The sequence below is a fragment of the Mesorhizobium sp. KR1-2 genome (assembly GCF_040045035.1).
In the GTDB taxonomy this organism is placed as follows: Bacteria; Pseudomonadota; Alphaproteobacteria; order Rhizobiales; family Rhizobiaceae; genus Pseudaminobacter.
In genome coordinates this window covers 312577-324439 of the sequence record NZ_JBDZDS010000002.1, presented here as the reverse complement: position 1 = coordinate 324439, position 11863 = coordinate 312577, and the positions used below count along the sequence as shown (strand labels likewise).

At 63.3% G+C, this 11863-nt stretch carries 9 protein-coding genes and 1 pseudogene; 5 read left to right on the top strand and 5 right to left on the bottom strand.

Going from position 1 to position 11863, the window contains the following annotated elements; genetic code table 11:
• Positions 1-3: 3 nt before the first annotated feature.
• Complete coding sequence (locus ABLE85_RS05765) at positions 4-1263, bottom strand: sarcosine oxidase subunit beta family protein (protein ID WP_348791745.1); 1260 nt, start codon at positions 1261-1263, stop codon at positions 4-6.
• A gap of 416 nt (positions 1264-1679) precedes the next feature.
• Between ABLE85_RS05765 and ABLE85_RS05760 the strand changes: the two genes are divergently transcribed.
• From ABLE85_RS05760 to ABLE85_RS05745, 4 genes and pseudogenes are all read left to right on the top strand, one after another.
• Positions 1680-4061: a mechanosensitive ion channel family protein gene (locus tag ABLE85_RS05760; protein WP_348792114.1), complete on the top strand. Its 2382-nt coding sequence runs from the start codon at positions 1680-1682 to the stop codon at positions 4059-4061.
• Between the two features lie 152 nt (positions 4062-4213).
• Complete coding sequence (locus ABLE85_RS05755) at positions 4214-4477, top strand: hypothetical protein (RefSeq protein WP_348791744.1); 264 nt, start codon at positions 4214-4216, stop codon at positions 4475-4477.
• A gap of 120 nt (positions 4478-4597) precedes the next feature.
• Positions 4598-4705 (top strand): annotated as a pseudogene (locus ABLE85_RS05750) (NAD(P)-dependent oxidoreductase); the annotation flags it as partial.
• Positions 4706-5138: 433 nt separating this feature from the next.
• Positions 5139-7700 (top strand): FAD-dependent oxidoreductase, encoded by a 2562-nt coding sequence (locus ABLE85_RS05745; protein ID WP_348791743.1) that lies wholly within the window; start codon positions 5139-5141, stop codon positions 7698-7700.
• Between the two features lie 152 nt (positions 7701-7852).
• On the opposite strand, the gene ABLE85_RS05740 is transcribed toward ABLE85_RS05745, so the two are convergent.
• From ABLE85_RS05740 to ABLE85_RS05730, 3 genes are all read right to left on the bottom strand, one after another.
• Entirely contained in the window at positions 7853-8791 is a 939-nt protein-coding gene (locus tag ABLE85_RS05740) for a GlxA family transcriptional regulator (protein WP_348792113.1), read from the bottom strand.
• 326 nt (positions 8792-9117) lie between these two features.
• Complete coding sequence (locus ABLE85_RS05735; protein ID WP_348791742.1) at positions 9118-9261, bottom strand: hypothetical protein; 144 nt, start codon at positions 9259-9261, stop codon at positions 9118-9120.
• A 347-nt stretch (positions 9262-9608) separates the two neighbouring features.
• A complete protein-coding gene (locus ABLE85_RS05730) occupies positions 9609-9782 on the bottom strand; it encodes a hypothetical protein (RefSeq protein WP_348791741.1) in 174 nt (57 codons plus the stop codon).
• A gap of 186 nt (positions 9783-9968) precedes the next feature.
• Here ABLE85_RS05730 and ABLE85_RS05725 point away from each other — a divergent pair, with 186 nt between their 5' ends.
• Positions 9969-10871 carry a LysR substrate-binding domain-containing protein gene (locus ABLE85_RS05725; protein WP_348791740.1) on the top strand — a complete coding sequence of 301 codons (903 nt, stop codon included), beginning with the start codon at positions 9969-9971 and terminating at the stop codon, positions 10869-10871.
• A gap of 54 nt (positions 10872-10925) precedes the next feature.
• Here the strand turns inward: ABLE85_RS05725 and ABLE85_RS05720 are convergent, their stop codons facing one another.
• Positions 10926-11816 (bottom strand): alpha/beta hydrolase, encoded by an 891-nt coding sequence (locus tag ABLE85_RS05720; protein WP_348791739.1) that lies wholly within the window; start codon positions 11814-11816, stop codon positions 10926-10928.
• Between the last annotated feature and the right edge of the window lie 47 nt (positions 11817-11863).

Here is an 11863-nt window from a genome sequence, read left to right as displayed (position 1 = left end):
CGCTCAGTGCAGGCGAGGGGTCGCGCCCTGGCCCTTGTCGTCGATGATGGCGCCGCGGTGGAAGCGGTCAAGCGTGAAGGGCGCGTTGATTTCGTGCGGCTCGTCCTTGGCGATGGTGTAGGCAAAGGACCAGCCGGAGGCAGGCGTTGCCTTGAAGCCGCCGTAGCACCAGCCGCAGTTCAGATACATGCCGGGCAGGGGGCCGGTGGTGATGATCGGCGAGCCGTCCATCGACATGTCGCACAGGCCGCCCCAGGAGCGCAGCACGCGCACGCGCGCAAGGCTAGGGAACAGCGCCAGCATCTCGCTGTTCACTTCCTCGACGATGGGCAGGTTGCCGCGCTGGGCGTAGCTGTTGTAGCCGTCGAGGTCGCCGCCATAGATCAGGCCGCCCTTGTCGGACTGGCCGACATAGAAGTGGCCCATGCCGAAGGTCACGACCGTGTCGAGGAACGGCTTTAGCGACTCCGACACGAAGGCCTGCAGCACGTGGCTTTCGATCGGCAGCCGATCGATGCCGGCCATATTCATGACATGCCCGGTGGAGCCGGCAACGGCGACCGCGACCTTCTTGGCGCGGATTTCGCCGCGAGTGGTGGTGACGCCGACGACACGGTCGCCGTCCTTGATGAAGCCGGTGACTTCGCAATTCTCCAGAATGTCGACGCCGCGCCGGTCGGCGCCGCGCGCATAGCCCCAGGCTACAGCGTCGTGACGGGCCGTGCCGGCGCGCCATTGCATCAGCCCGCCGATGATCGGGAAGCGGGCCGAGCCGGAAACGTCGAGCGCGGGCATCAGCCGTTTGATCTCGGCCGGCGTCATCAGGACGGAGTCGGCGCCGGAATGGACGATGGCATTGCCGCGACGTGCGTAGTCGTCAAGCTGGCCGGGCGTGTGCGCGAGGTTCAGCACGCCGCGCTGCGAGAACATGACGTTGTAGTTGAGGTCGTGGGAAAGGTTCTCCCACAGCTTCATCGAGTGCTCGTAGAAGCGGATGTTCTCCGGCAGGAGATAGTTGGAGCGCACAGCGGTCGTGTTGCGCCCGACATTGCCGGACCCGAGATAACCCTTCTCCAGCACCGCCACATTGGTGATGCCGTGTTCCTTGGCGAGATAGTAGGCCGTCGAAAGCCCATGCCCGCCGCCGCCGATCACGATCACGTCGTAAGAGGGTTTTGGGTCCGGCTTGCGCCAGGCAGGCTTCCAGTCGCGGTTTCCAGAGAACGCGTTCTTTAGAAGCGAGAAGACCGAATATTCCGCCATTATTCCATGTCATCCGGTTTTGGGTGTGGCGCACAGTATAGAGACGGCGTGTGCGCCAGCGCCAATAATGCGCCATGGCTTTTCGTATGGCCGACTTCGGTGGCGATCAAGCGGCTTGCCCCGTTGTCCAGCCGTCTTTATCACTGGTGCCGTTTAGAAACTGGTTTGTGAACTCTTTGAATCGTCAGCTTCGTCTTCCCATTCTGCAGCGGCTTGCCGCCGTGCTGTTCCTGGTCCTCCTTGGCGTGGGCGGCACTTTTGTTGCGCACGCTGAGCAGTCTGCGACGCCGCCCGCATCCGAGGCGCCCGCCGCGCAGGCCTCGCCGCCAGCGCCCGAGGCTCCAGCGGCACCGCCCGCGTCCGCTGCGCCCGCACCGGCTGCCCAAGCACCGGCTGCCTCGCCATCTGCCGGCGTGGTGGCCGAACAGCGCCAGAAGATCGAGGACCTGACCAAGCAGGTCGACGTCTTGGGCAAGAAGATCGATGCCAAGGGGGAGGATGACGCTGCGCTTGTCGACATCCGCACGCAGCTGGAAGCCGTCGACAAGTCGCTGCTCGACAGCGGCGTGGCCTTCCGCCCCCGCCTGGCCGAAATCAACTCGCGCATCGGGCAGCTTGGCAACCCGCCCGCCGAAGGACAGCCGCCGGAACCGGAGATCGTGTCCAACGAGCGCCAGGCACTGGCCACCGAAAAGGCGGAGATCAACGTGATCCTTGGCAAGGCCGAAGATCTTTCGGTGCGTGTCAACGGCCAGCTCAACAAGGTTGCGGCGCTGCGCCGCGACCTGTTCACCAACATGCTGACCAAGCGTTACGAATTGGGGACGACGCTCAACGGCGAGGTTGGACAGGCGGTCCAGTCGGAATTCTCGCGCCTCTACAATTCCGTGTCGGCCTGGCTGCGCTTCGTCGTTCAGTTCAAAAACCGGGCCTTGGTCGCGGCCACCTTCTTCGCGCTGGTCGCCGCCGCCGTGCTGCAATTCGGCGGCCGCCGTGTCTTCGGGCGCCTGATCAAGCGCGACCCGGCAATCGAGGACCCGTCCTATCTCAGCCGCCTGTCCGTTGCGTTCTGGTCCACGCTGCTGCCGACGCTGGCGATGGGCGTCTTCCTCGCCAGCACGGACGTTCTGTACCGCTATTTCAACGTGCTGCGCGGCGACATCGGCGTCCTGCTCGAAGGTGTCTTCACCATCATCTTCGTCAGCTTCTTCGTCAACCGGCTGAGCCATGCCGCGCTTTCGCCGAACAAGCCGAACTGGCGGCTGATCCCGATCGAGTCGCGCGCCGCGCGGCTGCTGGTCTGGCTGATGACAGTGACGGCGCTGGTAGTCGGCCTCGACTCCTTCATGGGCGTGGTCAGCGACACTTTGAGCTCGCCCCTGTCAGTGACCGTGCTCAAGAGCCTCATCGCGTCGCTGACGGTCGGCGTGCTGCTGCTGCTGATCGGCCGGGTCAAGCCTTTTGTCGATGCCACGGGCGCGCCACGTCCATGGCCGGCGGCTCTGCGCTACTTTTTCTATCTGGTCGCTTCGGCCACCATCGTTGCCGCACTGTTGGGCTATGTCAGCTTCGCCCAGTTCGTGTCGCAGCAAATCGTGGTGACCGGCGCCATGCTGGCCACGGCCTATATCGGCTTTCTGTCGGGGCAGGCCATCGCGGACGAGGGCAGTTTCGCCGACACCTCCATCGGCCGCTGGCTGAAGAGCCGCTACGACATGGAGGAAACCACCCTCGATCAGCTGGGGCTTGCCGTCAGCGCGTTGATCAACATTCTGATCGTCGTGGTGTTCCTGCCCTTCATCCTTTTCCAATGGGGGTTTCAGCCGGGGGACATGCTGGTCTGGCTCAACAAGCTGGCCACCGGGTTCAAGATCGGCAGCTTTTCCTTCTCCCCGCTGGCCATCGTCACGGGCCTCGTCGTCTTCGTACTGGGCTATTTCATCACGCGCTGGTTCCAGGGCTGGCTCGACGGCTCGGTCATGGCGCGCGGCAAGGTGGATGCCGGCGTGCGCAATTCGATCCGAACCGTCATCGGCTATGCCGGCATCGCGCTGGCGGCGCTGATCGGCATTTCGTCGGCAGGCATCGATCTGTCCAATCTCGCCCTGGTTGCCGGCGGTCTCTCGCTCGGCATCGGCTTCGGCCTTCAGAACGTGGTGTCCAATTTCGTCTCGGGCCTGATCCTGCTGGCCGAGCGCCCCTTCAAGGCCGGCGACTGGATCGTGGCCGGCGCGGTTTCTGGCACGGTCAAGAAGATCAGCGTTCGCGCAACCGAGATCGAAACCTTCCAGCGCCAGACGGTGATCCTGCCCAACTCCGAGCTGATCAATGGCGCGGTCGGCAACTGGACGCACCGCAACAAGCTCGGGCGCATCGAGATACCGGTCGGCGTGGCCTACGGCTCGGATGTGAAACGCGTGCACGAGATCTTGCTCGAAATAGCGCGAGGCCATCCGCTGGTGCTGAAGAACCCGGAGCCATTCGTGCTCTTCGCGGCCTTCGGCGAGTCTTCGCTCAACTTCGAAATCCGCATGTTCCTCTCGGACATCGGCAACGGCTCGATCGTACAGAACGACATCCGTTTCGCCATTCTGGAAGCTTTCGAGAAGGAGAACATCCATATCCCGTCGCCGCGCCGCGACGTTCTGGTCAGGACCGAGTCGCCTGCCCAGAAGTGGCCACTAGACGACGAGAAGGCGGAGGCCGAATATCTCGAGCATCTGAGGGAAACGGCAGCGGCTGCGGCGGCCGCCGGAAGGCTCGCGCGGGGCAGGCGGAAAAGGCCGGACCCCGCCTGAATGCGTGCAGGTGGTCTCCTTCGTGGCTGAATCATGGCATGAACGTGTCATTCAGTTGCCGTTCATGCATCAACTCCTATAAAGTCACGCAAAGACAAGGGGCGGGAATGCCTGCGAACTGCAACAGAGGCGGTGGCGACACCGATAGTGCGATGAGGACAATCATTCTTGCGGCTGTCGCCCTTCTTGGCGTGAGCAGCGCGGCCTTTGGCGCCAGTGCCGTCAACAAGGACGCTGAGCCCCGGTCACTGATGGTGACGGAAGGCGGCAGCAAGTCCGAGTTGGCGATCGGCGCCGGCGAGACCGTCGACTTCTGCTACAACGGCTGTTTCGTCACGCTGCCCAATGGCGACCGCGAGGCCCTGACCGGCAACGAGACCATCGAGATCCTGGGCGGCGTCGCCCGCATCAGGTAAGTGAACCGCCGTCTTGGTGGTCTGGAGGCCGGGCTTGCCCGGCCTTTGCTTGTCTGCGGTAGCAGCTTCTTAACGACGTCGCGCGAAAGTGCGGCCGCGGCGGCCATTCCGGCCTGCCGGTTTCACGGCACCGAAAACATCATCCAGGTGATGGATCGGGCAGGCGCGAAGAACCTTGTCCACTACACCGCCGACATGATCTACGGGCACTCCTACACCTACCCGCAGCTGTTCCTGGCAATGTTGGCCGGATGGGCGCTGCTCTACCGCGCCGGGCGCGCCGGAACGGGTCGTGAGAATGCCCTGATATTCGCGCTCGCAATTGGCTTGCTTGGCAAGTTCGTCAGCTTCCCGTTGCCTGACGACCGCTTCTATTTCGTCTTCACCGCAGGCATGGCAGTGCTGCTGGTGGCCATGTTGAAACCGCGCTTCGATATAGCGCCGACATCGGCAATGTCATCGTCAAGCTCATGAAGACCTCTACGCTGAGGACGTCTGGGCCTTCGCCTAAGCCAGTCTCGGGCGAGCCCTGAAGGGCGCATCTAAAAACTTAAGCGTACGGCCCGTCGCTCGGCCATTTTGGAATGTCGCAAACAGGCTGCAATCCGACCGGCCCGTCGCCCTATAGTCTGGCCGCAATACCACTTTGGAGTCGCGGGTAATGGCAGGGTTTCCAGAAAAAGCGAAGGTCGTCATCATCGGGTTGGGCGGCATCGTGGGCGCGTCCGTCGCGCACCACCTGATCGAGCGTGGATGGGATGATATCGTCGGCATCGACAAGTCCGGCATCCCCACCGACATCGGCTCGACGGCGCATGCGTCGGACTTCTGCTATATGACCAGCCACGACAATCTGTCGTGCTGGACATCGCTCTATTCACTCGAATTCTTCGAAAAGATGGGCCACTACGCCCGCGTCGGCGGTCTCGAGGTCGCTCGCGTCGGTGACGACGCCCGCATGGACGAGATCAAGCGCAAGGTCGCCTCGGGCAAGGCGTTCGGCACGCGCGCCCGCCTGATCGAACCTGCCGAAATCAAGGAAAAGTTCCCGCTCATCGAAGAGAGCCTGGTTCAGGGCGGCATGTGGGATCCGGATGCGGGTCTCGTCATCCCGCGCTCGCAGACGGTTGCCGGCAAGCTGGTCGACCAGGGCGTCGCCGCCGGCAAGCTGCAGGCCTTCGCCAACACGCCGGCCAAGTCGCTCATCATCGAGAACGGCCGCATCAAGGGCGTGGTGACCGACCGCGGTACTATTCATGCCGACTACGTGGTGGTCTGCGCCGGCCTCTGGGGCCGCCTGATCGCCGAGATGGCGGGCGAGGACCTGCCGGTCATGCCGGTCGACCATCCGCTCACCTTCTTCGGCCCCTACAACGAGTTCGAAGGCACCGGCAAGGAGATCGGCTGGCCGCTGCTGCGTGATCAGGGCAACTCGGCCTACATGCGCGACACCGGCGACCCCAAGACCGCCGAAGGCGGGCAGATCGAGTGGGGCTACTACGAGGAGACCAATCCGCGCCTTTGCCATCCGCGCGATCTCCTGGAGAAGCACGAAGCTCGCCTTTCGCCGTCGCAGCGCGACCTCGAAATGGAGCAGATCCTCGAGCCGCTGGAGCGCGCCATCGAGCTGACGCCGATCCTGGGCGAGCTTGGCTACAACGAAGGCCATTCCTTCAACGGCCTGCTGCAGGTGACCGCAGACGGCGGCCCGTCGATCGGCGAAAGCCAGAAGGTGCGCGGGCTCTGGTATGCCGTCGCCATCTGGGTGAAGGACGGCCCTGGCTTCGGCAAGCTGATCGCCGACTGGATGACCGACGGCCGCACTGCCATCGACCACGCGAAGATCGACTACTCGCGTTATTATCCGCACCAGATGGAAGAAAAGTTCGTCGAGGGCCGCTGCGGCGAGGCTGCGCAGAAGATCTACAACCCGGCGATCCATCCGCGCGAGCCCTATGCCACCGGCCGCAATGTGCGCCACTCGCCCTTCTATGAGCGCGAGAAGGAGCTTGGCGGCTACTTCATGGAGCTCGGCGGCTGGGAGCGCGCTCACGGCTATGCTGCCAACGAGCATCTGCTGGAAAAGTACGGCAACCGCGTGCCGGTGCGCGAGAACGAGTGGGACAACCGCCACTTCTGGCGCGTCTCCAATGCCGAGCATCTCGCCATGAGCGAGGACTGCGGCATCGTGAACCTGTCGCACTTCTACATGTTCGATGTCGAAGGGCCGGATCATGTCGAGTTGATGGAATGGCTGTGCGCGGCCAAGATCGGCGGCGACAACAACATCGGCAAGGGCATCTACACGCACTTCCTCGACGACGAGGGCATGGTGCGCGCCGACCTGACCGTCATCCGCATGGCCGACCGCTGCCGCGTGATCGACGGCGCTGACGCCGGCCCGCGCGACTTCCACTATGTGCGCCGGATGGCCGAGGACAAGGGTTTTGACGTCACCGTCACCGACGTCACCGAGAAGTTTGTGACCATCGGCATCTGGGGTCCGAACGCGCGCGCCACGCTGCAGAAGGTGGTGGAGAATCCGGAAGGGCTCTCGCACGAAAACTTCGCCTTCGCTTCGATCAAGCCGATCAAGATCGCCGGCAAGGACGTATCCGCCTTCCGCATCTCCTATGTCGGCGAGCAGGGCTGGGAACTGCACATGCGCTATGAGGACGGCCTGGCCGTCTGGGACGCGCTGCGTTCCACCGGCGTGATGGCCTTCGGCGTGGAAACCTATGCGAACAGCCGCCGAATGGAAAAGAGCCTGCGCCTGCAGAATGCGGACCTGCTCACCGAGTACAATCTGATCGAGGCCGATCTTGCCCGCCCGAAAGTCAAGGAAGCCGACTTCCGCGGCAAGGCCAAGCATCTGGAATACAAGGCCCGTGCCAACCAGCCGGCCATGCTCTGCACGCTGGTCATGTCCGACCACGTCGACTCGAAGGGCGTCGCCCGCTATCCGGTCGGCATCATGCCGGTGATGGACCCGGAAACGGGCGAGACGTTGGTCGACGAGCTCGGCCGCCGGTCCTACACGACATCGGTCGCCTACGGCCCGACCATCGGCAAGAACATCGCGCTCGCCTATCTGCCCTGGGCGCATTGTCAGGAAGGCCGGAAGCTGACGGTCGAGTATTTCGGCGAGACCTATCCGGTCGAAGTCGTGGGCATCGGCTACAAGCCGCTCTACGACCCGGAAAACCTCAAGCCGCGCAGTTGAGCAAGCTTGCCCTCTTCCTTCGCGGAGAGGGCACTTCAAAAAGGGGTGGGCCGCGGCGCGTGCTGGGCCTTTCCTGCGAAGCGCACGCGAGCCCAAAAAGATAAAAGGCCCGGGTCTTCCCGGGCCTTCGTCGTTCTGTGTGCCTTCGCAGCTCAGGCAGCCATGAGCTGCTTGCGATCCACGCGTTCCTGCTGCGGCGAGCGTGCGTAGAGTTCGCGATAGCATTTGGAGAAGTGCGAGGCTGAGACGAAGCCGCAGGCCACCGCCACTTCCACCACCGGCATGGAAGACTGGATCAGGAGGTGCCGGGCACGGTCGAGCCGGATTTCCAGATAGTAGCGGGCAGGGGAGCGTCCCATTTCGGTGCGGAACAGCCGTTCGATCTGGCGGCGCGAGAGGCCGACATGGTCGGCGATCTCGATCAGCGACAGCGGCTCCGAGAGGTTCGCCTCCATCAGCTCGATGATGGTCAGCACCTTCGAGTTCTGCACGCCCAGGCGCGCGCGCAGCGGCAGGCGCTGGCGGTCGGTGGGGCTGCGCACGCGGTCGGTCAGGACCTGCTCGCAGACGCGGTTGACGAGGTTGTCGTCAAAGTCCTCGCCGATCAGCTTCAGCATCATGTCGAGCGCAGCGGTGCCGCCGGCGCAGGTATAGATGTTCTGGTCGACCTCGAACAGGTCGGCGAAGACATTGGCCTTGGGGAAGGCTTCCTGGAAGCCGGGCAGGTTTTCCCAGTGGATGGCGCAGCGCTTATTGGACAAGAGCCCAGCGGAAGCCAGCACATAGGCCCCGGTGCAGAGGCCGCCGATGGCGACGCCGCGGTTATATTCCTCGCGCAGCCAGGCGAAGACCGACTTGTTGTGGTACTTCTCGACGTTCATGCCGGTGCATACCACCGCCATGGACGGGCGATCGGCACCGGCCATCTTCTTGCGCTCGTCTTCCAGCGATGTGTTGACCGAGCACTCCACGCCATTGGAGGCGCACACGGGCTTGCCGTCCAGGCTGGCCAGCCGCCAGCGATAGGCCTCGTAGCCGAGCATGCGGTTGGCGATGCGCAGGGGATCGAGCGCCGTCGCGAAGGCGACCATGGTGAAATCGGGAACCAGGAAGAAGACAATCGATCTCTTGATCGGATGTTTTACGGCGTTCAAGGAGGCCTCACGCAAACCCAAATTGGCGCGAACATGGATGTCGCGATCAGAAAAGCGTCATCAGGAAAAACTTTTCCTGTCAATGGGGTGGAATGATGGCCAAAAGCTAAATTTGCGACATGGCGTGACGGCCCGGCTACGCGTGCATGCGGCGGCCGCGATGCGGGCTCAATATGCAATGAAAAACCGCGCGGTCCTTGCGGGCTCGCGCGGCAGCCGAAAATCGGAGCCCGCTCGTCCGGGCGGATGCAATCTGTAGTTCTTTAGCGAACCAGGCAGCCGAGGCGGGCGCCGGCGATGGCGCCGGATTGGCCGGGCATGGTCTTATTGAGACGCTGGCGTTCAAGCGCGGTCGTCAGGTTCATCTGGCGGCGGCTGCCGCCGAAGAAGCGGGAAAAGAGTTTCATGACACGTATCCATGCACTGGGGTTACACGGGGTGCCTTCGCTTGATGGAGTGGGGCAGCTCGTTTGATGTGGTCCATATAGATGCTTTGGAGCAAATGTTCAGCGGCGAAAGCGAAGTCCTTGGCAGCGAATGCGACATGCAAAACGGCATTATGTTGCATGAAAACCAATAAAGCCTAGTTCTTTCAATGTATTGGCTTCATCTTTCCTGGCTATGCGCCATGTTCATATGCGACCTGCGTGCAATGCATGGCTGCGCTTTTTACAGCCGTGCGGCGTTGCTCGCGGGACGAGCCTGCCGGACATCCTGTCTGCTGCCCGGCGGGCATGACCTTGCACCACCATGATCAGTTCGCACCCGCCCTGCATCCATGCGGAAGGCATTTCGTCTGAATGTCCGGCCAGCCGATGTCCTTTTGGATTTCGAACGGCAGCGCGCGCACGGTCCGCTCGGTCAAATAGCGAGCGCGAACTTTCGAGTAATAGGTGGCCAGACTGCCGATCCTCTCAAGGATAGACATGACACTCTCCTGCTGGTTGTGGTGGCGGAACTGCTGCTCTTCGGCGCCTGTTTTGCCGACGCCGCGACCGGGATTTGGGTGTCCGCCGGCCCTCTCTCTTCACAGTGTTGACTATCCTCCTGTTCTCCTATTCAATCAAACGAAATGAAGTGATTGATTAGATCAGAAAAATTGAAAGAGTAGGCCGTGACCGCTCCCCTCAATCATCCCTTGCCGGTGCTTGATCTCGACGTGCTGCGCACCTTCGTCGCCATCGCCGAAACCGGAAGCTTTACCACCGCCGCCAATGCCGTCTTCCGTACGCCCTCGGCCGTCTCCATGCAGATCAAGAAGCTGGAGGACGTGCTGGGGCGCACGGTGTTTTCGCGCGATGCCCGCTCGGTGTCGCTGACCACCGACGGCGAGATCCTGCTCGGCTATGCCCGGCGCATGCTGGCGATCAATCGCGAGGCGGTGTCCAAGTTCATCGTGCCCGATATCACCGGCGTCGTGCGGCTCGGCTCGCCGGACGACTATGGCGAGCGCATCCTGCCGCATGTGCTCAAACGCTTCGCGCAGTCGCATCCTTCGATCGCCGTCGACGTGGTTATCGACCAAAGCAAGAACCTGTGGCGGCGCATGGACGACCGCACGCTCGACATCACGCTTCTGACCAATTCCTACCAGACCAACATGCCGGGGGCCGAGACGCTGATGACCGAGCCCATCGTCTGGGCCGGTGCCAAGGGAGGCTGCGCGCATCTACGCGAGCCCTTGCCGGTGTCGCTATGGGAGGAAGGCTGCGCATGGCGTGCCGGAGCGCTCGAGGCGCTGGGGCGGGAAGGGCGCAACTACCGCATCGCCTATATGAGCGCCCATACCGCCGGCCAGCGCGCGGCGATCCTGGCCGATCTGGCGGTTGCGCCGCTGCCGCGTTCCTTCATCGGCTCCGAGTTCATGGAACTGGGCGCCAAGGACGGCATGCCGGACATCGGTACCTACAGCCTTGCGATGGTGGTGACGCCCGAGGCCACCGCGCCTGTCCGCGCCGTGGCCGACCATATCCGCGCAACGTTCGACGTGTTTCGCGAAACAGGCAAGTTCTTCTGAGCGCCGCCTTGCGGGCGGGATGACGTGTTGGCGAAAGGCTGGGCCTTTCGCCAGCTAACCCCGCAGATAGGCCACGATGTGGTCGCGGGCGCGACGGCCTTCCGGCATGTCGACCAGCGGCCAGACATGGAACATGTCCGGCTCCAGCAGCAGTTCCATGTCGACGCCCTGCGCGCGTGCCTTCTCGGCGAAGATGATGTTGTCGGGCGTCAGCAGGTCGCGCGTTCCAGCCAGCAGTAGCGTTGGAGGCAGCACCGACAGGTCGCCGTTGATCGGGCTGATGCGCCAGTCGCTGCGGTCCATGCCCGCGCCGTAGAGGCGGATCGCCTCCAGCCCGCCGGGTATGTCGAGCCAGGGGTCCTGAGGGGCCATGCGCCAGATGGCCTCGTTCGTCAGCGTCATGTCGAGGCCGGGCGAGATCAGCACATGGCTTGCGGGCGCGGGGATGCCTTCCAGCGCGCCCATCATGGTCATCACCACCGCCATGGTGCCGCCGGCGGAGTCGCCCATGAAGACGATGTCGTCTGCCGCCGTCTCCCGTAGCATGCCGCGATAGACGTCGAGCACCATGGCATACATGTCGTGAATGTCGTGCTCCGGCGCGATGGGATAGATCGGCACCGTCACGCGCATGCCAAGGCGCTCGGCCATCTCGACCGCCAGGAACCAGTGATAGCTTGTGATCTCGAAGCAGTAGGCGCCGCCGTGAAGATAAATTAGCCGGCGCGGGCCGGCGTCGGGTGGCACGATCTCGTAGACGGGGAAGCCGCGCGCCGCGCCCCGCCTGAAGAGAATGCGCCGGGCAAGGCGAGGCGGCGGCTCATGGCTCTCGGTCTTTCGGGCGGCGGCGATCCAGCGGTTGAGGTTCTGGGCGCTGCGAATGCCTTCTTGCGGCTGTGCTTGACGACAAGGGCGACGAGGCGGCTCTTGAGACTGGACATGCAACAAACTCCCGGATTTCCCGGCTGCTCGGTGTCGCCTCCCAGTCTCTG